This window comes from Micromonospora echinofusca (genome assembly GCF_900091445.1).
Lineage (GTDB): Bacteria > Actinomycetota > Actinomycetes > Mycobacteriales > Micromonosporaceae > Micromonospora > Micromonospora echinofusca.
Genome location: NZ_LT607733.1, coordinates 92176 through 113662, shown reverse-complemented (window position 1 = coordinate 113662; position 21487 = coordinate 92176). Strand labels below are relative to the sequence as shown.

The window sequence follows — 21487 nt, the reverse complement described above, 5'->3', positions numbered from 1 at the left end:
GTGGTAACGGGGATGACGACGGCGCAGCGGCCGACGCTGGAGGCGGTGGCCCGACGGGCGGGGGTCTCGCGGGCGACCGTGTCCCGGGTGGTGAACGGCTCCATGACGGTCGCCGAGCCGATCCGGGAGGCGGTCCGCCGGGCGGTGGCCGAGCTGGGGTACGTGCCGAACCTGGCCGCCCGCAGCCTGGTCACCCAGCGGACCGACTCGATCGCCCTGGTGCTGCCGGAGGCCGCCACCCGGGTCTTCTCCGACGACCAGGTCTTCCCCGGCATCATCCGGGGCGCGGCGCAGGAGCTGGAGGCGGCCGACAAGCAGCTCGTGCTGATGCTGGCCGGCTCCCCCGCCGGGCACGACCGGGTCGAGCGCTACACGACCGGCCGGCACGTCGACGGGGTGCTCTTCGCCTCGCTGCACGGCGAGGACCCGTTGCCCGGCCGGCTCGCCCGGCTGGGCATCCCCGTCGTGTGCAGCGGCCGGCCGCTCGACGGCGCGGACGTGCCCTACGTCGACGTCGACCACGTCGGCGGGGTGGCCACGGCGGTGCGGCACCTGCTGGACGGCGGGCGCCGCCGCATCGCCACCATCGCCGGCCCGCAGGACATGGTGGCCGGCATCGAACGGCTCGCGGGCTACCGGAACACCGTCGCCGAGGCCGGGCTGCCGCAACTGGTGGCGACCGGCGACTTCACCCGCGAGTCGGGGGCGACGGCGATGCGGCAGCTCCTCGCCGAGCACCCCGACCTGGACGCGGTCTTCGCCGCCTCCGACCTGATGGCGCACGCCGCCCTGCGGACGCTGCGCGAGGCGGGGCGGCGGGTGCCCGACGACGTGGCGGTGATCGGCTTCGACGACATCGAGACGGCCGCGTACACCGAGCCGCCGCTGACCACCGTCCGCCAGCCGATCGTGCAGCTGGGCCGGCAGATGACCCGGCTGCTGCTGCGGCTGGCCGCCGGCGAGGCCATCGAATCCGTGGTGCTCCCCACCGAACTGATCGTCCGCGAGTCCGCCTGACCGGCCGGCGGATAACCGGTCGAGCCGCGCGGGGGTCCGGCGGTAGCGTCGCCGCCGTGACCCCACCGACCCGGCTGATCCGCGCCGCCCACCCCGACGACGCGCCCGCCGTGGTGGCGCTGCGCGCGCTGGTCCACCCCTACCTGGTACGTGGCGTCGAGTCGACCCGGCGCATGATCGCCCAGCCCCCGCCCGACGAGGACTGGGCCGCGTACGTCGTCGAGGTGGACGGCACGGTGGTCGGCTGGGTGTCGGCGTACCGCAACGCCCAGACCTCGCAGGCGGACGTCGGGGAGGTCGCCACCCTGCACGTGCACCCGGAGCACCGGGGTCGGGGCGCCGGCACCGCGCTGCTGACCGCCGCGCTGGGGCACCTGCGGGACATCGGGGCGCGTACGGTGCGCACCTGGGCGCTGCCGGAGTCGCTGCCGTTCGCCCGCCGGCACGGCTTCACGCCGAGCCGGGAGCTGCGCTACTCGGCGCTGGACCTGCGGCCGGCCCCGCCGATGCCGCAACCGCCGCCGGGCGTACGCCTGCTCCCGCTGACCGACCTCGACCCGCGCCGGGTCCACCGGGCCGAGGTGGCGACGGCGGCGGACGAACCCGGCGACGTTCCCGCCGACTCGATCAGCTACGAGAACTGGTACTCCGAGGTCTGGGACAACCTGGGCCTGGACCGCGCGGCCAGCACCGTGGCCGAGGTCGGCGACGAGATCGTGGCGTTCAGCCTCGTCAAGCGCGACGGCGACCGGATGTGGTCGGACTACACCGGCACGCTCCCGACGCACCGGGGGCGCGGGCTGGCCCGCCTGGTCAAGACGGCGGCGCTGCACCGCGCCGCCGCCGGCGGGGTACGCGTCGCCTACACCTCGAACGACGAGGCGAACGCGCCGATGCTGGCGGTCAACGTCGGGCTCGGCTACCGCCCGGTCGGTTCGAGCTGGTCGTGCCTGCACGAGCTCGCCTGACCGTCTCAGCCCTCCGTGACGGACTGACCGAGCGAGCGGCGGGCCAGCAGGGTCGCCCCGGCGACGGCGGCCGGCATGACGATCACCGCGCCGAGCGGGATCAGGAAGCAGACGAAGACCGCCACCCCGAAGCCGAGCGTGGTCGGCCGGTTCGCCTTGAGGTGTGCCCGCCGGTCCGGCAGCCGCATCCCGCGCCGGTAGAAGGGGGCCCCGACCAGCTCGACGGCGAGCAGCCAGCCGCCGACCGCCGCCCCGATCACCGGCACCACGGTCTGGCCGACCACCGGAATGAAGCCGGCGGCGAAGAGCGGGATGCCGAAGAGGATCGACAGGCCCACCAGCCGCAGCGAGTCGGCGATGCTGCGCCGCAGCGACGGCCAGAACGGCACGTCGACCGCGTTGGGGGTGCCGCCGAGGCGCTCCTCGACCCGCTCGGAGATCCTCTCGTAGAACGGGTCGCCGATGACGAGGGTGACGGCCGTGAAGCTGACCACCGCGAGCAGGCCGCCGAGGCCGAGGAAGGCCAGCCCGGCGATCACGCGGACGAGGCTGCGCGAGGTGGTCGACCAGTCGTCGGCGAACGGGGTGACCAGTGCGGCCAGATCCTCGACGAAGTACGCCAGGGTGGCGAACGCGGTCACGAAGAGCGCGCCCGAGATCAACGCCGGGATGACGCCGAGCAGCATCAGCCCGGGGCTGCGGACGTAGAGGCCGAGGCCGCGCAGGAGCAGGCCCACGCCGGCGAAGAACCGGCTGGCGGCGCCGGCCACGGGCGCGGCGATGCGGGGTGCGTTCACGACCGCAGAGCCTACGGTCTGTTCAGGACCCATGCCTGGTCGCACCGGGCTGCGGGCGACGACCGGCGGTGTTGCCACTCACCCGCTGCACGACCAACCGCTCTTGGACACGCCTCAACGGGCGCGGCTGACCGACACCCGAGGCGGACGACCGCCGGGCCGCGGCGGCGGGCAGGATGGACGGGTGCGGGCGGCCCGGTTGATCTCGTTGGTCCTGCTGCTCCAGGCGCGGGAGACGATGACCGCGGCGGAGCTGGCGCGGGAGCTGGAGGTCTCCGAGCGGACGGTCTACCGGGACGTGCTGGCGCTCTCCGCCGCCGGGGTGCCGGTCTACGCCGACCGGGGCCGCGCCGGTGGCTACCGGCTGCTCGGCGGCTACCGGACCCGGCTGACCGGGCTGACCCGGGACGAGGCGGAGGCGCTCTTCCTGGCCGGGCTGCCCGGGCCGGCGGGCGACATGGGGCTCGCCGACGCGGTGGCCTCGGCCGAGCTGAAGGTGCTCGCCGCGCTCCCGCCGAGCCTGCGCGACGCGCCGGTGCGCACCGGACAGCGCTTCCACCTGGACGTGCCGGGCTGGTTCCGGGAGTCCGGTCCTCCGCCGTGGCTGACCGAGCTGGCCGGCGCGGTGTGGCGGGACCGGATCGTCGAACTGCGCTACCGGCGCGGCGACCGCGAGGTCGAGCGGGAGGCGCACCCGTACGGGCTGGTGCTCAAGAACGGGGTCTGGTATCTCGTCGGCCGGGTCGGCGGCGCGTACCGCACGTACCGGGTGGACCGGGTCACCCACGTCGGGGTCCAGACCGCGACCTTCGACCGGGACGCCGGCTTCGACCTGGCCGGATACTGGCGGGAGCAGGCCGAGGAGTTCCTGCGCGGCATGCTCCGGGCCGAGGTCACGGTGCGGCTGAGCCCCGTCGGCCTGCGCCGGCTCCGCTTCGTCGCCGACGGCCCCTTCGCGTACGACGAGGCGCTCGCCGCGGCCGGCGAACCCGACGGGCAGGGGTGGGTGGTGACCCGCCTGCCCGTCGAGTCCGTCGACGTCGCGTACGCCCAGTTGCTGTCCCTGGGGCCGGAGGTGGAGGTGCTCGGCCCGCCCGAACTGCGGGAGCTGATGGTCGACGCCGCCAGGCGGTCCGCCGCCGTCTACCGGGTCGCGCCCGGTCAGCGGTAGCCGGTCACGTCGGCCGGTCTGCCCGTCTCCACCACCTCGGTGATGTAGCGGAACCCGTCCGGCCGGCTGCCGTCGACGTCGGTGAACCCGTACACCTGGGCCAGTTCGCCGGCCGAGACGGATGCCTGGTTCCAGCGGGCCCGGTCCTCGTCGGCGGCGAGCGCGGCGACCGCGCGCCCGACGAACGCCGGGGTCTCCGAGATGAGGAAGTGCGGATCCTTGGCGGCGCCGTCCCGCCAGGTCTCCTCGGTGACCCCGAAGTGCTCCAGCATCGCCTCGGACCGGATCCAGCCCGGTGTCAGCGCCACGGCGGTGCCGCCGTGCGGCTTCAGCTCGTGCCCCCAGACGTACGCGAGCCGGTTGACCGACGTCTTCGCCAGGTCGTAGAAGACCGACAGCCGGTAGTGGGTGTCGTTGTACGCCTTCGTGCCGTCGCCGACCTCGACGACCAGCCCGCCGGGGTGGCGGATCATCAGCGGCAGCGCGAAGTGGGCGGTGACGATGTGCGTGTCGATCGCCAGGCGCAGGCTGCGGAAGCCGGCTTCCAGCGGCTGTTCCCAGACCGGCTTCTCCCAGGTGGTCAGGGGGTCGCCGCCCCAGATGTCGTTGACCAGCACGTCGAGGCGGCCCTGCTCGGCGTCGATCCGGGCGACGAGGTCGCGGACCTGCTCGGGGACGAGGTGGTCGACCCGTACCGCGATGCCGGTGCCGCCGGCGGCGGTGACCAGCTCGGCGGTCTCCTCGATGGTCTCCGGGCGGTCCATCTCGGAGCGGCCCGCCCTGCTGCTGCGGCCGGTGGCGTAGACCGTGGCGCCGGCGGCGCCGAGCTGGACCGCGAACTGCCGGCCGGCGCCCCGTGTCGCCCCGGCGACGAGCGCGATCTTTCCTGTCAGCGGTTTCGTCATGCGGCGAGCCTGTCAGCGATACCTGACAACCGAAGTCCGGTTTCGCGAAGCCGTGTCGTCCGTCATGCTCGCCGGCATGCACCTGCTGCTCTCCGGGATCGTCGGCTCGGTCGCGTACGGGCTGGCCGGGCCGGGCTCCGACGTCGACCGGATCGGCGTCTTCGCCGCGCCCACCGTCGCCTTCCACGGGCTGCGCCCGCCCCGCGAGTCGGTGGTGACCACCGATCCCGACATCACCCTGCACGAGGCCGCGAAGTGGTGCCGCCTGGCGCTGAGCGGCAACCCGACCGCCACCGAACTGGCCTGGTTGCCGCAGGACTGCTACGAGACCCGGACGGAGTTCGGCGACCGGCTGGTCGCCATCCGCTCGGCGTTCCTCAGCGCGCCCCGCGTCCGCGACGCCTACCTGGGCTACGCCGGCCAGCAGTTCCGCAAGTTGGAGTCCCGGGGCGACGGCACGTTCTCGGCCGACACCCGGCGGCGCACCGCCAAGCACGCCCGGCACCTGGCGCGGCTGGTGCACCAGGGCCGGCTGCTCTACGCCACCGGCGTGCTGGAGATCCGGCTCGCCGACCCGGAGTGGTTCCGCGGCTTCGGCGAGCGGGTGGCGGGCGGCGCGTTGGACGAGGCCCGGGCCCTGGTCGCCGAGGCGGAGCGCGACTTCGACCGGATCCGCACCCCGCTGCCGGACCGCCCGGACGAGGCGACCGTGGAACGCTGGCTGCTCGACGTGCGCGCCGCCCACCTGCCGCCGGGGCGGGCCCGCCGCGCCGCCGACTGACCCCGCGCGGGGTCAGTCCGCCAGGCGTACGCGGACCCGGCGGTTGGCCCGTCCCTTGCTCTCCACCTTGACCACCTGCACCTTGCCGATCTGCGCGGTGGAGGCGACGTGCGTGCCGCCGTCGGCCTGGACGTCCAGTCCGACGATGTCGACGATCCGCACCTCCTGCTCGTCGGGCGGGATGAGGTTCGACTGGGTACGGATGATGTCGGGCAGCGCGAGCGCCTCCGCCCGGGGCAGCACCCGCACGGCCACCGCCCGGTCGGCGGCCACCTCGGCGTTGACCAGCTCCTCGATGCGGCTCTTGAAGTCGGCCGGCACCTCGGGCAGGTTGAAGTCCATCCTGGCCTCGCCCGGTTCCATGTTGCCGCCGGTGACGAGCGCGCCGAAGTCGCGGAACACCACGCCGCAGAGCACGTGCAGCCCGGAGTGGGTCCGCATCAGCCGGGTGCGCCGGTCGTCCTCGACCGCCCCGGTCACCGCCGTCCCGGCCGGCGGCAGCGGGTCGCCCTCGGCCGGGATCAGCCACAGGTCGTCGCCCTTACGGGTGCCGACGATCCTCGTCTGCACCCCCTGCCAGAGCAGTACGCCGTGGTCCGGCGGCTGCCCGCCGCCGCCCGGATAGAACGCCGACCGGTCCAGCACGACGCCCTGCTCGGGATCGGCGTGCAGCACCGTGCACTCCCACTCCCGCAGTGTCGGATCGGCCAGGTCCAGCCGGTGCGTACGACCGTGGTGTGTGACGCCCATGACAGGGCACGTTACTCGTTGAGGAAGGCGGATATCCGGCTTCGCAGGTCGGCGCGTTCCGTCCAGAGGACGCCGGGCCGGTCGTACACGTGCAGGGTGGCCCGGGGCAGCGCGGCGGCGAGCTGCTCGGCGACCTCGACCGGGTGCAGGTCGTCGCCGGCGCAGCCGATGACGAGGGCCGGCGCGGTGACCGCGGCCAACGCACCGGCGTCGCGCAGAGGCGCCTGCTCGGGCAGGCTCGCCAGCCCCGGGGCGAGCCCGTCGCGCAGGAGCTGGTCGAGGCGCTGACGCAGGTAGGCCCAGCCGGCCGGGGTGTTGCGTACGGCGGGCGGCAGCTCGGCCTGGACCACGTCGGCCACGGCCGCGGCGTCGCCGCTCTCCACGGCCTCGAACAGGGCGGTCAGCCGGGCCCGGGCGACCTCGCCGCGCGGCCGGTCCAGCGCCGCTGGCAGGAAGAGGACCAGCCGCTCGAAGCGTTCGGGGCTCTCGGCGAGCAGCCGGCAGAGGGCGCCCGCGCCGAGGCTGGCGCCGAACGCCCGGGTGGCACCCCCGAGGTCGGCGATGGAGCGCAGGTCACGGGCCAGGTCCAGGTAGCTCCACGGACCGGGCGGCGCGTCGGAGCGGCCGTGCCCCCGGAACTGGAAGAACAGCTTGCGGCCCGTCACCCCGCTGCCGAACGGCCGGGTGGTGGCGATGCCGTTGCCCAGGCCGTGGGCGAACACCGTGACCGGGTCACCCGCTCCGGTGAGGAGCTGTTCCAGGCGTACGCCGTGCGGCGTGGCGATCAGCTCGGTCTCCGGCTCCGGCAGGGCCGGCCTGCCGGTGCGCGGGCCGCCCGGGCCGGGTCCCCAGGTGCGGGGCCCGCCGTCCGGCGGCGGCGGCCAGCGGAAACCTCTCACCAGAACCCTTTGCCGTCGCTCAGGTCGCGCAGCCCCACCCGGACGTCGAGCAGGTAGATCAGGCCGGCGGCGATGCCGACGAGTCCGAAGAGGCTGATCGGGCCGAAGCCGAGCAGAGTCAACACCAGGCAGACGGCGAGGATCGCGATCCAGCCGCCCTTGGGCAGAGTGCCGATGGCGGCGAAGGCGTCGGAGCGCTGGGTGATGGCGTGCACCAGGGCGATGCCCTGCACGATCAACGCGAAGACGAGCAGGATCAGCTCGATCACGTAGCGAACATCGAAGGCGAAGAGCGGCGCGGCGTAGGCCATGTCGGCAAGCTTATGCCGGTGAGCCCGGATACGTCCGACAGGACGCATCCGGGCTCACCGGGCGGGACGAACTACTCGGCGGCCGGGCGGGTCCGCTTGGCGGCCCGGGGCAGCTTCGCCGACGGGGTGGCGGCCGGCTTGGCGGCGGCCTTGGTGGCCCGGGTCGTCGCCTTCTTCGCGGCGGCCGGCTTGGCCTCCAGCACCTCGGCCACGTCGGCCGGGGTCGGCACCTCGGCGGGCGTGGTCGACGCCTCGGCGGGCGCGGCCGGGGTCGACGCCTCGGCGGGCGCGGCCGGGGTCGACGCCTCGGCGGTCACAGCCGGGGTCGCCACCTCGGCGGCGGGCCGGACGGCAGCCGGCTTCGCACCGGTCTCGACCGGCTCGGTGTCGGCCTCGGTCGCCTCGATGTCGGCGTTCACGGTCTCGGCGGCCTCCAGCACGCCGGCCCCGACGACCCGCTCACCACGGGCGATCAGCGCGACGTACGCGGCCTGCGCCCGCTCCTGCGCGGCCTGGGCCCCGGCGACCACCACGGCGGCGTTACGGGTGGCCAGCGCACGGAGCCGGTCCAGGTCGGCCACCTCGCGCAGCTTGTCGAGGTCGGCCACCTCGCGCAGCTTGTTCAGGTCGGCGGCCTCACGCAGGCGCTTCAGGTCCAGCTCGGTCGGGACGGCCTTCTCGCGCAGGCCCTCCGCGGTCAGGTTCGCCGTACGCAGGGTGTCGTTGGCCTTCTGCCGTAGCTCGACGCCGGTGACGACGGCCTTGCCACCCAGGTCGGCGACGACCTTGGTGCCCAGGTCGGTCACAACGGCGGGGAGCTTGCGCAGCTGCTGGAGGGCCAGCTCGCCGGCGCCGGCGGCGGCGTAGATCGGGGCCGGGATGCGACTGGTCTTCGGCTGGGTCATCACTTCTCCTCTTCGGCCGCGTCGGCGGCCTTCCGGACCGCGCTGCGGGCGGCCTTCTTCTCGGGGGTGTCGGTCGGAGCGGGGGCGGGGCCGGCCTCGGTGACGGCGACCGACTCCAGAACGGCCTCGGTCGGGGTGCCCTCCGCCGTGGTGGGACCCGTGGCAGCGAGGTTGGCCAGGTCGGGCGCCGCCTCGACGGGATCCGGCGTGCCCGCGCCGGGGGCGGTCTCGGGTCCGGTGGCGGGCGTCGCGCCGGTGGCCGCCGCGGTCGCCTCGGCCAGCCGCGCGTTCTCCCGGCGGAACGTCTCGTAGATCTGGGTCAGCGACTGCTTCTGCGCCATCGTCAGGTCGGGGTCGACCGAGATGGCCGCGAGCACGCCCTGGCCCTCCTTGTCGTCGAGCAGCCCGGCCCGCAGGTACATCGCCGGGGTGGAGACCCGCAGCGCGCTGGCGAGCTGCTGGAGCACCTCCGCGCTCGGCTTGCGCAGGCCGCGCTCGATCTGGCTGAGGTACGGGTTGCTGACCCCCGCCTGCTCGGCGAGCTGCCGGAGCGAGATCTTCGCGTTGCGGCGCAGATCGCGGATGAACCCGCCGACGTCGGGAAGGTCCTTACCAGTGGCCATGGCTCGACGCTAACGCGCCCTGCTAGCTCCTGCAAGCAAAACGCTAACCAGAGTTAGCGACGTCTCACTTCGCGGTTGCGCCCCGGTCTCCCCGGTGCGTACCTTGCCGCAGTGACCAAGATCGAGGTGAACGGCGCCCTGCTCGCGTACGACGACACCGGCAGCGGCACGCCCGTCGTCCTGCTGCACGCCGGCATCGCCGACCGCCGGATGTGGCGGGAGCAGGTCGGCCCGCTGGCCGCGCGCCACCGGGTGATCGCCCTCGACCTGCGCGGGTACGGGGACTCCGAGCTGCCGCCGACCCCGTTCGCCCACCACGACGACGTGGCCGGGCTGCTCGACGCGCTCGACCTCCCCCGGGCCGCCCTGGTGGGCTGCTCGTTCGGCGGCGCCGTCGCGATCGACACCGCGCTGGCCCACCCGGAGCGGGTCAGCGCGCTCGCCCTCCTCGGCACCGCCGCCTCGGGCCACGAGTGGTCGGAGGCGGCGAACGACCTCTGGGAGAGCCTGGTGGGCGAGGTCGACCCGGAGGACTTCGCCGCGAGCGCCGCCGGCGAGGTGCGGTTCTGGGTGGTCGGCCCGGGCCGCGAGCCCGCCGACGTCGACCCGGCACTGCTCGCCTTCGCCCACGAGATGGACCAGCGGGCGCTCGCCGCCGAGCTGGCGCTCAGCGCGGTCGACGTCGCCGAACTCGACCCGCCCGCGATCGGCCGCCTCGGCGAGCTGCGGATGCCCGTCCTGGTCGGCGCCGGCGCGGCGGACGTGCCCGACATCAGCCGCCTCGCCGACCGGATCGCCGCCGAGGCGCCGAACGCCGTCCGCCTGCCCGACGTGCCGAACGCCGGTCACCTGCTGCCACTGGAGCGACCCGCCCCGGTCAACGCCGCCCTGCTCGACTTCCTGCCCTGACACTCGCCCCCTCGTTTCCCGCCCTGACACTCGCCCCCTCGTCGACGACGGTGCGGGGTTTCGGGGCGGAGGCCCGATCACGGTGAGTTTCGGAAGTGGCGGGGCGTGTGGATCTGATGGACCAGTGCCGCAGGGACCACTGATACCTCTCGGGTATAAAAATGCCTATGTGGTATCGCGGCCGGCGCACGTCCGCCACGGCGTCCGCCGGCAGGCCCGCCCGCGCGACGAGCGGACCACACCCAAGCACGGCGTCCTGCCGCGTCGCGGAGAAGGCCGGTTCTGTCGTCGAGGTTGGCGCAGCCGGGATGTCCGCTGGCGCGCGCCTCTTGAAATTCTGGCGCTGAGCCCTCGCCGCTACCCATCGAGCGAGGCGAACCGCTCGGCGCCGATCAGCTGGCCAGCTTCTCGAAGAGCTCGTTCGGCGTGTCGTAGTACCTCGTCGTCCGGCCCAGGTGCGTCATGCCGAGCCGCCGGCAGACGGCCTGGGAGGCACGGTTGTCCGGATCCGTGACCGCGACGACCCTCGGCAGGCCCCGGCTGAACGCGTCGTCCAGGACCGCCGCCGCTGCTTCGGTGGCGTAGCCGCGCCCCCAGGCGTCCGGATGCAGGTGCCAGCCGATCTCGACATCGGTCGGCCCGCCAACCGGTTCCCCGGCCGACAGGGGAATCGGCTTGAGCAGGAGGTTTCCCACCAGCCGGCCGTCCGTCGCTGTGGTGATGGCCCAGATCCCGTGAATCGGATCGTCGATGGCGCGTCGGCGCGCGATCGAGGCGAGGGCTTCCTCGCGGTTGTTCATGGTCGTGGGCTGCGCGCCCAGGAATCGCACGACCTCCCAACGCGACTCGAGATCCAGGAGGAAGTCGGCGTCCTCGTCGCGCCAGGGGCGCAGCAGGAGGCGGTCGCTCGCGAGGGTGCGCATGCCACCGAATCTTGCCAGCGCCGGGCGACGCGCCTCCGCAGCAGCGGGTGGAGGGGATAAATGGTTTGCACAGGCGCCGGGCTGAGAGCTTGACTGCCCGCCATGCCTTCTGCACCCTCACCGACGTCATCCCGGCCATGGGATACGAGTGACGGCTCCGGCTCGGGCTACCAGAGGGGGCGGACGGCGCCGACCGGCAGCCCGCCGCCGAAGAGCGGCAGTTCGGCGTACTCGGTCAGCACCGGGGCGTCCAGCCCGAGCCGGCGCAGGGCGGAGACCAGCACCGGCATCCGGGCGCGGCCCGCACCGTCGTCGATCTTGAGGGCGACCGCCCCGACGCCGGGCACCGCGGCGGCGATGACCCCCTCGGCGCCCACCTTGGCGAGCAGCCCGGGAACCCCGCGCATGAGCCGGCTGTCCTCGGCCCGCGTGCCGCCGACCAGGTCGGGGTGCGCGCGCATCGCGTCGGCCACCGTCCGCGGCACGGTGCCGGGCTCCGCCGAGACGAGCCGGAGGTACGCGCCGGCCAGGCCGGTCAGCGAGACGGCGAGCACCGGGGCGCCGCAGCCGTCCACCCCGACCGCCGCGGCCCGCTCGCCGGTGAACTCCTCCACCGCGTCCCGCAGCGCCTGCTGCAACGGGTGCTCCGGGCGCCAGTAGCCGTCGAGCGGCCAGCCGGCGGCCAGGCAGGTCAGCAGCATCCCGCTGTGCTTGCCGGAGCAGTTCATCTGCGTACGGGTGGGGCCGCCGCCGGCCCGCAGCACGGCCGTCCGCGCCTCGTCGCCGACGGGCAGGTCCGGCGGGCAGTGCAGGGCCGACTCGTCCAGCCCTGCGCGGGCGAGCAGCGCGCCGACCCGGATCAGGTGGAACTCCTCCCCGGCGTGGCTGGCCGAGACCAGCGCGACGTCGGCGGAATCGGCCAGCGTCAGCCCGGCGCGGAGCATCCCGACCGCCTGCATCGGCTTGTTCGACGAGCGCGGGAAGACCGGGGAGTTCACGTCCCCGGCACCGGTCACCGTCTGCCCCGAGGCGTCGAGCACCACCACCGAGCCCCGGTGCACGCCCTCCACGAACCCCGACCGGACCACCTCGGCGAGCGGCGCGCCGCCCTCGTACGTCTTTCCCACAGGGTGGACGGTACCGGCACCGTGGACCGCGCCCGGCACGCGGGTGAGCAGGCCGTCGAGCAGCCGGTGTACAGCAGCGCCGGCCCGGGTCGCCGCTTACCGGCCGGCGTTGGGCACGCCGAGCAGACCGCGCGCCTCGGCGGTGGTCAACGGCGGCCGCTGGGCGAGCTGGGCGAAGCCGACCGCCCTGGCGACGAGCTGCATGTTGGACTCCACCGGGCGGCCCTTGGCGTAGGTCACCGTGTCCTCCATGCCGACCCGTAGGTGCCCGCCGGCCGAGAGCGAGGCCAGCATGACCGGGATGGTGCTGCGGCCGATGCCGGTGGCCGAGAAGGTGGTGCCCTCGGGCAGGTCGCGCAGCGCCTGGTGGGCGGCGACCAGCGTGGCCGTGGTGCCCGGCATGCCGCCCGGCACGCCCATCACGAAATCGACGTGCACGTGCCCGCCGGCCGGCAGGCCGTACTTGCCGAGCAGCCGTTGCAGGGCGGTGAGGTGGCCGAGGTCGAAGATCTCGTACTCGGGCACGATGCCCCGCTCCTGCATCCGGGTGTGCAGGTCGACGATGAACTCCCAGCGGTTGAGGAAGACGTCGTCGCCGAAGTTGAGCGTGCCCATCGTGCAGGAGGCCATGTCCGGCCCGGCGTCGAGCACCGCGAGCCGGTCGGCCTCCGGGTCGGTCACCGCGCCGCCGGAGGAGAGCTGCACGATCAGGTCGGTGCTCTCCCGCAGCGCCGCCACGGTCTCCCGCAGCCGCCCCTGGTCGAGGGTCGGCTTCGCCTCGTCGTCGCGGATGTGGACGTGGATCACGGCGGCGCCGAGCGCCTCGCACTCCTTGGCGGTGAGCAGCAGCTCGTCGAGAGTCACCGGCAGCGCCGGCACCTCGGCCTTGGCCGACTCCGCGCCGGTGGGGGCAACCGTGATCAACGTCCCTGTCGTCATGCCCGGATCCTAGACCGAGGCCGGCGAGCCAGTCGACCGGAACTTTTCCGGCCTCAACGCGTCCGAGCAGAGAATCTTTCGCCGATGGGCGGTCAGACCGGATCGATCGCGGCGGCGGTCTCGCCGATGAGCAGGCGGGCGTCGTCGGCCACGTTGCGCTTGACCACGGCCAGGGCGACCTGGCCCAGCTCGTGGTGGTGCACGGCCGTGCCGACGAAACCGACCGCCCGACCGTCGAGGGTCACCGGCGTGCCGGCGACCGGCGGCTGGTCGGTGGTCACGCCGTCCAGGTGCAGCAGTACGAGCCGACGCGGCGGCCGGCCCATGTTGTGCACCCGGGCCACGGTCTCCTGGCCCCGGTAGCAGCCCTTGTCCAGGTGCACGGCCGGGGCGACGAGGTCCACCTCGGCCGGGATCGTCCGATGGTCGGTGTCCACCCCGACCCGGGCCCGCCGGGCGGCCACCCGCACCGCCTCGTACGCCCACAGCCCGGCAACCGGCACCCCGTCGCCCCGCAGCTGGGTGACCACCTGCTCCATCGCGGCCCGGGGCACCAGCAGGTCGACGCCGAGCGGGCCCCGGCGCGCCCAGCCGCCCACGGGCAACGGGCGCACGTCGTACAGCGCGGTGGGCCGCGGCGGCAGCTCGCCGGCGCGGAACTTCGGACCCGGCACCGCGACCACGTCGGGCGCCGCCAGCCCGGTCACGCCGAGCGTCTCCACCGCGGCCGGCGCCTCGGGCCCGACCAGCGACAGCAGCGCGTGCTCGGCGGTCACGTCGCGCGGCTCGACCTTGCTGAAGAACCGCATCCGCTCCAGGTACGACAGCAGGCCCGCGGTGGCGCCCGGCTCGGTGTCGAGCCAGGTGGTGACGCCGTCCTCGGCGACCATGGCGTGCTGCTCGACGTGCCCGTGCGGGGAGAGCACCAGCAGCTCCGTGCCCTGGCCGGCGCCGAGCTGCGCCAGGTGCTGGCTGGTGAGGGTGTGCAGCCAGCCGATCCGCTCCTCGCCCGGCACCGCGACGACGCCCCGGTGCGACCGGTCGACCAGGCCGACCGCCGTGTCGAGGGTGCGCTGCTCGCGCATCGGGTCGCCGTAGTGTGCCGCCACCCCCCGCACGCCGGCCGCCGCGTGCGCCGGCTCGGGCTGGTCCCGGCTGGCCTCGTCGATGCTCTCGACGCTCACCGCACCCGCGATGTCGATCATTTCCGGTCCCCGTTCTCGCAGCGGACGCAGACGCCGAAGAACGAGACATGGCCGATGTCGACCCGGAACCCGCGCCGGCTCGCCAACTCGTCGGCCAGCGGACGCAGCAGCTCCGGATCGATCTCGTCGATCGCCCCGCACTCCCGGCAGACGAGGTGGACGTGCTGGTCCTCGCCGGCCGCGTGGTAGGTCGGCGAGCCGTGCGAGAGGTGGGTGTGGGTGACCAGGCCGAGCCGTTCCAGCAGCTCCAGCGTGCGGTAGATGGTGGTGATGTTGACCCCTGCGGCGACCTCCCGGACGGCTGTGTGCACCTGCTCCGGGGTGGCGTGCCCCAGCTCCAGCACGGCCTGGAGGATCAACTGCCGTTGCGCCGTCAGCCGGAGCCCACGGGCCCGGAGCATTTCCGCGAGGGAGGATTCGGACACCGTCCGATCATAGTTCGCTCCGCCACGCCCGCCGCCCGGTCGACCGCCCGCCGCTAGGCTCGGCGGTCATGGTGGCGTCGAGGATCGCGGTGCCGGGGCGCGGGCTGGTGCCACCCGGGGAGCCGGTGCTGCGCGGCGACGACCTGGGCGTGCTGCACGGCGACGGGCTCTTCGAGACGATGCACCTGCGCGCCGGGCTCCCGTGGCTGCGCGACGCCCACCTGGCCCGGCTGGCCCGGGCGGCGGCGGCCGTCGACCTGGCGCTGCCCGCCGCCGACGTGCTGGTCGGGCTGCTGGACGCCGTACGCGCCGGCTGGCCCGCCGAGATGGAGGGGGCGCTGCGGCTGGTCTGCACCCGGGGCCCGGAGGGCGGCGGCCCACCGACCGGCTACGCCACGCTGGCCGAGGTGCCGGCGGCTGCCCGGGCGGCCCGCCGCGACGGCGTCACCGTGGCGACCCTGCCGCTCGGCGTCGCGGCGCGGGCCCGCGCCGAACTCGACTGGCTGCCGGCCGGGATCAAGTCCACCTCGTACGCGGTGAGCACCGCCGCCCGCCGGTGGGCCGCCCGCGCGGGCGTAAACGACGCGCTCTGGCTCTCCTCCGACGGGTACGCGCTGGAGGGGCCCACGGCCAACCTGATCTGGCTGACCGGTGACACCCTCCGCACGGTGCCCGCCGCCGAGACCGGCATCCTGCCGGGCGTGACCGCCGCCTGGCTCCTCGGGCACGCCCACGAGCTGGGCCTGCGCGCCGAGGAGCGCCTGGTCACCCCCGCCGAGTTGCGTACCGCCGACGGCGTCTGGCTCAGCTCGTCCGTCCGCGGCCTGGTGGAGGTGCACACCCTGGACGGTGTCCCGCTGCGCCGCTGCGCGCGTACGCCCGCCCTCCAGGCGTTCCTGGGCTTTCCCCGCGCGTGACCGGGGAGGGTCAGCCGGCCACCCGGGTGAGGCGCGCGGAGAGGTGCGGGGAGAGCGGGTGGCCCACGGCCGCCATCTCCTGCGCGTAGAGCAGGGCGCCCTCGACGATGCCGAAGAGGCGGTGACCGGCGGTGACCTCCTTGGCGGTCGACGTGCGGACCACCGCGTCGGTGACGAACTCGATCTGGGTGCCCTTGCGCTTGCCGATGTGCAGCTCCATCACCCCGGTGGGGACGGTCATCAGCGCTTCCAGCTCGTCGGTGGCGCGGTCGCCGTCCATCACCGGCCGCCACCAGCCGACCTCGCGGCCCGCCGGGCGGACCGGGCGGCTCTGCTCGTCGAGCAGCCAGGCGCGGGACTCGTAGAACAGGAACGGCCGGCCGTCGTGGCTGATCCGGATCTCCTGCGCGAAGTCGAAGTCCTCGATGGTGGGGAAGCCGCCGCGCCCCCGGCCGCGCCACACCCCGACGTACGGCAGCAGACCGTCCAGCGTGGGGTGCAGCTTCGGGCCGACGCGCAGGTCGTGGCTCTCCTCGTAGGGGTACGGGTCGACCGGCGGCGCGTTCAGCCACGGCGGCGGCTGTAGCGGGTTCTCGTCGCTCACCAGGCCACCTTCGTTCGCGACTGCGGGGCTCGCAGACCCGGCTCACTCCTCGCGCTCACCAGCGTCCTCTCGATATGCGTACGGCCAGGTAGACCAGGCCACCGGCGAGCGCGCCCAGGCCGGCGACCAGCAGGCTGACGAACCCGATCTCGGTGACCATCGGGACCATCCTATGCTGGGCCCCATGGCCCGCTCTCTCGTGATCAAGGCCACCGCCGGCGCGGACGCCCCGGAGCGGTGCGCCCAGGCCTTCACCGTCGCCGCCACCGCGGCCGCCGCCGGGGTGCACGTGTCGCTCTGGCTGACCGGGGAGTCGACCTGGTTCGCGCTGCCCGGGCGGGCGCAGGAGTTCGAGCTGCCGCACTCGGCCCCGCTGGCCGAGCTGCTGCACGTGATCCTCACCACGGGCACGGTGACGGCCTGCACCCAGTGCGCCGCCCGGCGGGACATCGGGCCGGACGACGTGCTGCCCGGCGTCCGCATCGCCGGCGCCGCGGTCTTCGTCGAGGAGGCGATGGCCGAGGGCGCCCAGGCCCTGGTCTACTGACGGGCCACCCGCCGATACCGACCCGGCACGTCCGGCAAATGCCTACGATTCGGGTGTGACCGAGGCGACGGAGCGGTTCTTCGAATCACTGCCGGCGCGCGCCCCGAAGGTGCTGGTCAGTCCGGTCAGCGGGACCCTGCAGATCCACCTCACGCAGGACACCCGGACGGTGCACTGGCTGGCCCACCTGCGCCCGGGAGCGATCGAGGTGAGCCGCAACCGGGGGCCCGCCGACGCGATCTGGTACACCAGCGAGGAGCTTTTCGACAGGCTCGTCACCGGCCGGGCCCAGGCGATCTCGTCGGTGCTGCGCAACGAGAGCAGCTTCAGCGGCGACGTCGTGCTCTTCCTGCTGTTCCGGCGGTTCTTCCCCGACCCGCCCGGCGCCCGGGACCCCCGCGAGGCCGCCCGCGCGCAGCTCGGGCGGCTGCGGTGAAGGACCTGGTCAGCATTCTCGACGGCAACACCTTCCTGGTCAGCGACACGCGCGGCGACGTCGAGCCGTCCCTCGACTTCCCGACCGGGCTCTTCTCGTTCGACACCCGGCACCTCTCCACCTGGCTGCTGACCCTCGACGGCGAGCGGCTGCACGCCCTCTCGGTGGACACCGCGGAGTCCTTCCGCACCCGGTTCTTCCTCGTTCCCGGCGAGCCGACGCACTACCTGGACGCGAAGGTCTCGGTGATCCGGAGCCGAGCCATCGGCGGCAGCTTCGAGGAGGAGCTGACCCTGCTCAACCACTCCGGGGAGGAGGCGGAGTTCGTCGTCCGCCTCGACATGGCCGCCGACTTCGCGGACCTGTTCGAGATCAAGCACGTCCGGAGCAAGCAGGGCCACACCACCGCCACCGTCGGCGACAACGAGCTGCGGCTGGCCTACCGCCGCGAGGGGTTCCACCGGGAGACGGTCATCACCACCACCTCGCCCGCGCACGTCGAGGTCTCCGGCATGACCTACCGGATCCGGGTCGCCCCGCGCGGCGAGTGGACGACCCGGCTGCACGTGTCGACCGTCGTTTACGGCGCGCGCGGCGAGGACGTCCGGGCCAACCTGCCGCAGTACGGGGGCAGCCGCGACCCGGGCGCCATCCGCGCCGAGCAGGACGACCTGGTCGCCCGGGCACCGAAGCTCGGCTGCGACTGCCAGCCGCTGGCCGGGGCGTACCGGCAGAGCCTCAACGACCTGGCCGCGCTGCGCTACGAGTCGATCACCCTCGGCGTGCGCCTGGTGGCCGCCGGCCTGCCGTGGTTCATGACCCTGTTCGGCCGGGACAGCATCATCACCTCGCTCCAGCTGCTGCCCTTCCTGCCGGAGCTGATTTCGCCGACCATCATGATGCTGGCCGGCCTCCAGGGGCACCGGATCGACGACTTCCGCGACGAGGAGCCGGGCAAGATCCTGCACGAGCTGCGCTACGGCGAGACGGCGGGCTTCGAGGAGCAGCCCCACTCGCCGTACTACGGCTCGGCCGACTCGACGCCGCTGTTCGTCATCCTGCTCGACGAGTACGAGCGGTGGACCGGCGACGACAGGCTGGTGCGGGCTCTGGAGGCCCAGGCCCGGGCCGCCCTCGCCTGGATCGACACGTACGGCGACCTGCTCGGTACCGGCTACCTCTGGTACCAGACCCGCAACCCGGACACCGGCTTGCAGAACCAGTGCTGGAAGGACTCCTGGGACGCCATCTCGTACCGCGACGGCCGGCTCCCCGGCTTCCCGCGCGCCACCTGCGAACTCCAGGGCTACGCGTACGACGCGAAGGTACGCGGCGCCCGGATGGCCCGGACGATCTGGGGCGACCCCGCGTACGCCGACCGGCTGGAGCGGGAGGCGGCCGAGCTCAAGATGCGGTTCAATCGGGACTTCTGGATCCCGGAGCGGGAGTACTACGCGCTCGCCCTGGACGCCGACGGCCGGCAGGTGGACGCCCTGACCTCGAACATCGGGCACCTGCTGTGGAGCGGCATCGTGGACGAGTCTCGGGCCGGCCGGATCGCCGAGCACCTGTTGGGTCCCCGGCTCTACTCCGGCTGGGGCGTCCGTACGCTCGCCGACGACCAGGGGCGGTACAACCCCGTCGGCTACCACGTCGGGACGGTATGGCCGTTCGACAACTCGATCATCGCCTGGGGGCTGTGGCGGTACGGGTTCCGCCGGGAGGCCGGGCAGATCTGCGACGCGATGCTGGCCGCGTCCCGGTTCTTCGGCGGACGGCTGCCGGAGGCCTTCGCCGGCTACGAGCGCAGCCTCACCGACTACCCGGTGGAGTACCCCACGGCGTGCAGCCCGCAGGCCTGGTCGGCGGGCACGCCGCTGCTGCTGCTGCGCGTGATGCTGGGGCTGGAGCCGCAGGGCGAGCACCTGGTCATCGACCCCGCCGTGCCCGAGGGCATGGGGCGCGTCGAGCTGCTCGACATCCCGGGCCGCTGGGGCCACGTCGACGCCCTGGGCCGCAGCCGCACGCCGCACGATCACCCGCGCGGCTGACCACCCGGGTCAGGCGGGGCAGCCGGTGGTGACCGAGACGACGACCAGGTCACCCGAGAGGTCGGCGACGACGGTGACCGGGCCACGGCGGTAGGCGTACGCCTGCGGGTCGTCCAGCACCGGGAGTCGGGTGACGGGGGCCAGGGCGGCGGCCGGGGACGCGGGGGCCGGGACGCCGGCGGAGCGCACGGAGCGGGCGGCGCCACCGCCGGGGCAGGGCGCGGTGACCACCCGTTCGGGGGCCTGACCGGCCGGAGCCCCAAGGGCCCGGAGCGCCTCCCCGAGGGCGTCCGCCTCCGCACCGGCGGCATCGGGCGCGGGTACGTCGTAGCGGTCGCCCACCGGCCGGCAGCCGGTGTCGACCATCAGCCGGACCCGGCCGTCACCCGCGACCCCGCCGGAGACGGTGACGAAATCGCCCGCGTCGGCGCGCAACCGGGGGCCGTCCGAGGTGACCCGGACCCCGGCCCGCCAGTCCGCCGGCAGCCGGTCGGCGACCCGCTCCAGCAGCGTCGCCTCCCCGCCGGCCGCGACGAAGACGTCCACCCCCCGCGACAGCTCCGCGCCGTCGGCGAACGGGGTGACGCGGCAGCCCCGGTCGACCTCGGGCGGGGTCAGCACGGCGGTGTCGCCGGCCGCCGCGACGAGTACGCCGACCGCGCGGTCGACGACGGGACCGGCCTCGGTCAGGGTGCGCTGCTCCCGGACCGTCGGCGGATCGTTGCGCACCGACGTCCAGGTCAGCGCCGCCAGCAGCACCGCCCAGGCCACCGTGGCCGCAGCCAGCCAGGGCAGCCACCGTCGGGGGGACGCCGGCCGCCCGGGACCGGTAGGCGGGGCCTGCCCCGCCGCTTCCACGCCGTTCACGGGGCCATCGTGTCACGCCGCCCGCTCGCGGCCGGAAACGGTCGTGGCCCGCCACCTGCGAAGGGGACGGGCCACGAACCGAGGCGGGGCGTGGGGGGGGTCAGGAGGCGACCGTGACGGTGACCTCGTTGATGCCGCGCGCGGCGGTCACGGCGGTGTCGCCGTTGCCGTGCCGGGAGAGCGCCCGCAGGGTCCAGGAACCCGGCGCGGCGAAGAACCGGAACTGGCCGGCCGGCGAGGTCACCACCTCGGCGGTGAACTCGCCGGTCGAGTCGAGCAGCCGGACGTACGCGCCCGGAACGGCCTCGCCCGCGTCGGACCGGACGACGCCGGTGATCACGGTCTCCTTCTCCAGGTCCAGGCTCGCGGGCAGCGGGGCGGCCTGGTCGGGAGCGGCGCAGCCGGCAGCGGTGGGTGCGGTCATGGCTCAGGCCTCCCCGGGCTCGTCGCCGAGCGCGACCGGCACGCCGACCAGCGAGCCGTACTCGGTCCAGGATCCGTCGTAGTTCTTCACGTTGCGGTGGCCGAGCAGCTCCTGCAGCACGAACCACGAGTGCGAGGAGCGCTCGCCGATCCGGCAGTACGCGATCGTCTCGCGGCTGTCGTCCAGCCCGGCGTCGGCGTAGATCTTGCGCAGCTCGTCGTCCGACTTGAAGGTGCCGTCCTCGTTGGCCGCCTTGGACCACGGCACGCTGATCGCCGTGGGGATGTGACCGGCCCGCTGGGCCTGCTCCTGCGGCAGGTGGGCGGGGGCGAGCAGCCGGCCGGCGAACTCGTCGGGGCTGCGCACGTCGACCAGGTTCTTGGTGCCGATGGCGGCCACGACCTCGTCGCGGAAGGCCCGGATCGAGGTGTCCGGCTCCTGCGCCACGTACTGCGTCGCGGGGCGGCTCACCGCGTCGCGGACCAGCGGACGGGCGTCCAGCTCCCACTTCTTGCGACCGCCGTCGAGCAGCTTCACGTCACGGTGCCCGTAGAGCTTGAAGTACCAGTACGCGTACGCGGCGAACCAGTTGTTGTTGCCGCCGTAGAGGATGACGGTGTCGTCGTTGCTGATGCCCCGCTCGGAGAGCAGCGCCTCGAACTGGCTCTTGTTGACGAAGTCCCGGCGCACCTGGTCCTGGAGGTCGGTCTTCCAGTCCAGCTTGATCGCGCCGGCGATGTGGCCGGTGTCGTAGGCCGAGGTGTCCTCGTCGACCTCGACGAAGACGACGCCCGGGGCGTCGAGGTTCTTCTCGGCCCATTCGGCCGAGACGAGTGCGGTGTCGCGACTCATCAGATCACTCCCTGGTGAGGATGAATGGTGACCAGCACGGGGCATCGAAAGTCGTGACGATCGCACCACGCGCAGGATCCACCGTATGGACGGATCACGGGTTCGTGCGACGGCGCCGCTGCCGGGCGTTGGGA

General features: G+C 74.0%; 26 protein-coding genes. 9 read left to right on the top strand and 17 right to left on the bottom strand.

All coding sequences use genetic code 11. From position 1 onward, the window contains the following. Nucleotides 1–12: 12 nt before the first annotated feature. Nucleotides 13–1017, top strand: a complete 1005-nt coding sequence (locus GA0070610_RS00560) for a LacI family DNA-binding transcriptional regulator (protein ID WP_088998200.1) — start codon at nt 13–15, stop codon at nt 1015–1017. 56 nt (nt 1018–1073) lie between these two features. Next, on the top strand, nt 1074–1985 hold the full coding sequence (locus tag GA0070610_RS00555) for a GNAT family N-acetyltransferase (protein WP_231925862.1): 912 nt from the start codon (nt 1074–1076) through the stop codon (nt 1983–1985). A gap of 5 nt (nt 1986–1990) precedes the next feature. Here GA0070610_RS00555 and GA0070610_RS00550 read toward each other — a convergent pair whose 3' ends face one another. Continuing rightward, nucleotides 1991–2782: an EI24 domain-containing protein gene (locus GA0070610_RS00550; protein WP_088998199.1), complete on the bottom strand. Its 792-nt coding sequence runs from the start codon at nt 2780–2782 to the stop codon at nt 1991–1993. A 184-nt stretch (nt 2783–2966) separates the two neighbouring features. Between GA0070610_RS00550 and GA0070610_RS00545 the strand changes: the two genes are divergently transcribed. Next, on the top strand, nt 2967–3953 hold the full coding sequence (locus tag GA0070610_RS00545) for a helix-turn-helix transcriptional regulator (RefSeq protein WP_088998198.1): 987 nt from the start codon (nt 2967–2969) through the stop codon (nt 3951–3953). On the opposite strand, the gene GA0070610_RS00540 is transcribed toward GA0070610_RS00545, so the two are convergent. After that, a complete protein-coding gene (locus GA0070610_RS00540; RefSeq protein ID WP_088998197.1) occupies nt 3944–4858 on the bottom strand; it encodes an SDR family oxidoreductase in 915 nt (304 codons plus the stop codon). The two genes, GA0070610_RS00545 and GA0070610_RS00540, sit on opposite strands and share 10 nt — an antisense overlap. A gap of 76 nt (nt 4859–4934) precedes the next feature. Here GA0070610_RS00540 and GA0070610_RS00535 point away from each other — a divergent pair, with 76 nt between their 5' ends. Further along, the gene (locus GA0070610_RS00535; RefSeq protein ID WP_089003185.1) at nt 4935–5639 is read left to right on the top strand and encodes a nucleotidyltransferase domain-containing protein; all 705 of its coding nucleotides are present in this window, start codon (nt 4935–4937) and stop codon (nt 5637–5639) included. Nucleotides 5640–5651: 12 nt separating this feature from the next. Here the strand turns inward: GA0070610_RS00535 and GA0070610_RS00530 are convergent, their stop codons facing one another. The 5 genes from GA0070610_RS00530 to GA0070610_RS00510 all read right to left on the bottom strand — a co-directional run bounded on the left by GA0070610_RS00530 (nt 5652) and on the right by GA0070610_RS00510 (nt 9127). Continuing rightward, nucleotides 5652–6389, bottom strand: coding sequence for an alanyl-tRNA editing protein (locus tag GA0070610_RS00530; RefSeq protein ID WP_088998196.1), 738 nt, complete (start codon nt 6387–6389; stop codon nt 5652–5654). A gap of 11 nt (nt 6390–6400) precedes the next feature. After that, nucleotides 6401–7288 carry an alpha/beta fold hydrolase gene (locus GA0070610_RS00525; protein WP_088998195.1) on the bottom strand — a complete coding sequence of 296 codons (888 nt, stop codon included), beginning with the start codon at nt 7286–7288 and terminating at the stop codon, nt 6401–6403. Further along, on the bottom strand, nt 7285–7599 hold the full coding sequence (locus tag GA0070610_RS00520; RefSeq protein ID WP_088998194.1) for a DUF2516 family protein: 315 nt from the start codon (nt 7597–7599) through the stop codon (nt 7285–7287). The genes GA0070610_RS00525 and GA0070610_RS00520 overlap by 4 nt, the downstream gene beginning before the upstream one ends. Nucleotides 7600–7670: 71 nt before the next feature. Continuing rightward, nucleotides 7671–8504 (bottom strand): hypothetical protein, encoded by an 834-nt coding sequence (locus tag GA0070610_RS00515; RefSeq protein WP_392567280.1) that lies wholly within the window; start codon nt 8502–8504, stop codon nt 7671–7673. Then, entirely contained in the window at nt 8504–9127 is a 624-nt protein-coding gene (locus tag GA0070610_RS00510) for a helix-turn-helix domain-containing protein (RefSeq protein ID WP_088998192.1), read from the bottom strand. Before GA0070610_RS00510 ends, GA0070610_RS00515 begins: the two co-directional genes overlap by 1 nt. 111 nt (nt 9128–9238) lie before the next feature. Here GA0070610_RS00510 and GA0070610_RS00505 point away from each other — a divergent pair, with 111 nt between their 5' ends. Then, the gene (locus tag GA0070610_RS00505; protein WP_172896331.1) at nt 9239–10036 is read left to right on the top strand and encodes an alpha/beta fold hydrolase; all 798 of its coding nucleotides are present in this window, start codon (nt 9239–9241) and stop codon (nt 10034–10036) included. Nucleotides 10037–10428: 392 nt separating this feature from the next. Here the strand turns inward: GA0070610_RS00505 and GA0070610_RS00500 are convergent, their stop codons facing one another. The 5 genes from GA0070610_RS00500 to GA0070610_RS00480 form a co-directional block, all read right to left on the bottom strand. Then, a complete protein-coding gene (locus GA0070610_RS00500) occupies nt 10429–10959 on the bottom strand; it encodes a GNAT family N-acetyltransferase (RefSeq protein ID WP_088998190.1) in 531 nt (176 codons plus the stop codon). Between the two features lie 167 nt (nt 10960–11126). Beyond that, nucleotides 11127–12086: an asparaginase gene (locus tag GA0070610_RS00495; protein WP_088998189.1), complete on the bottom strand. Its 960-nt coding sequence runs from the start codon at nt 12084–12086 to the stop codon at nt 11127–11129. 96 nt (nt 12087–12182) lie between these two features. After that, nucleotides 12183–13025 carry a BKACE family enzyme gene (locus tag GA0070610_RS00490; protein ID WP_088998188.1) on the bottom strand — a complete coding sequence of 281 codons (843 nt, stop codon included), beginning with the start codon at nt 13023–13025 and terminating at the stop codon, nt 12183–12185. Between the two features lie 92 nt (nt 13026–13117). Continuing rightward, nucleotides 13118–14230, bottom strand: a complete 1113-nt coding sequence (gene ygfZ / locus GA0070610_RS00485) for a CAF17-like 4Fe-4S cluster assembly/insertion protein YgfZ (RefSeq protein WP_088998187.1) — start codon at nt 14228–14230, stop codon at nt 13118–13120. Then, complete coding sequence (locus GA0070610_RS00480; protein WP_088998186.1) at nt 14227–14655, bottom strand: Fur family transcriptional regulator; 429 nt, start codon at nt 14653–14655, stop codon at nt 14227–14229. Before GA0070610_RS00480 ends, ygfZ begins: the two co-directional genes overlap by 4 nt. A gap of 68 nt (nt 14656–14723) precedes the next feature. Between GA0070610_RS00480 and GA0070610_RS00475 the strand changes: the two genes are divergently transcribed. Continuing rightward, the gene (locus GA0070610_RS00475; protein ID WP_088998185.1) at nt 14724–15572 is read left to right on the top strand and encodes an aminotransferase class IV; all 849 of its coding nucleotides are present in this window, start codon (nt 14724–14726) and stop codon (nt 15570–15572) included. A gap of 10 nt (nt 15573–15582) precedes the next feature. Here GA0070610_RS00475 and GA0070610_RS00470 read toward each other — a convergent pair whose 3' ends face one another. After that, complete coding sequence (locus tag GA0070610_RS00470) at nt 15583–16176, bottom strand: FABP family protein (protein ID WP_088998184.1); 594 nt, start codon at nt 16174–16176, stop codon at nt 15583–15585. A 55-nt stretch (nt 16177–16231) separates the two neighbouring features. Continuing rightward, nucleotides 16232–16336, bottom strand: coding sequence for a small membrane protein MtfM (gene mtfM / locus GA0070610_RS31635; RefSeq protein ID WP_267897534.1), 105 nt, complete (start codon nt 16334–16336; stop codon nt 16232–16234). Between the two features lie 12 nt (nt 16337–16348). On the opposite strand from mtfM, the gene GA0070610_RS00465 reads away from it, so the two are divergent. The 3 genes from GA0070610_RS00465 to GA0070610_RS00455 are packed head-to-tail and all read left to right on the top strand — an operon-like array spanning nt 16349 to nt 19210. Next, a complete protein-coding gene (locus GA0070610_RS00465; RefSeq protein ID WP_088998183.1) occupies nt 16349–16723 on the top strand; it encodes a DsrE family protein in 375 nt (124 codons plus the stop codon). Between the two features lie 55 nt (nt 16724–16778). Continuing rightward, a complete protein-coding gene (locus tag GA0070610_RS00460; RefSeq protein WP_088998182.1) occupies nt 16779–17159 on the top strand; it encodes an SCP2 sterol-binding domain-containing protein in 381 nt (126 codons plus the stop codon). Then, a complete protein-coding gene (locus GA0070610_RS00455) occupies nt 17156–19210 on the top strand; it encodes an amylo-alpha-1,6-glucosidase (RefSeq protein WP_088998181.1) in 2055 nt (684 codons plus the stop codon). Before GA0070610_RS00460 ends, GA0070610_RS00455 begins: the two co-directional genes overlap by 4 nt. 9 nt (nt 19211–19219) lie before the next feature. Here the strand turns inward: GA0070610_RS00455 and GA0070610_RS00450 are convergent, their stop codons facing one another. The 3 genes from GA0070610_RS00450 to GA0070610_RS00440 form a co-directional block, all read right to left on the bottom strand. Beyond that, the gene (locus GA0070610_RS00450) at nt 19220–20077 is read right to left on the bottom strand and encodes a beta/alpha barrel domain-containing protein (protein ID WP_088998180.1); all 858 of its coding nucleotides are present in this window, start codon (nt 20075–20077) and stop codon (nt 19220–19222) included. Between the two features lie 100 nt (nt 20078–20177). Further along, entirely contained in the window at nt 20178–20501 is a 324-nt protein-coding gene (locus GA0070610_RS00445) for a DUF1416 domain-containing protein (RefSeq protein WP_088998179.1), read from the bottom strand. Nucleotides 20502–20504: 3 nt separating this feature from the next. After that, complete coding sequence (locus tag GA0070610_RS00440; protein ID WP_088998178.1) at nt 20505–21353, bottom strand: sulfurtransferase; 849 nt, start codon at nt 21351–21353, stop codon at nt 20505–20507. Nucleotides 21354–21487: the final 134 nt, after the last annotated feature.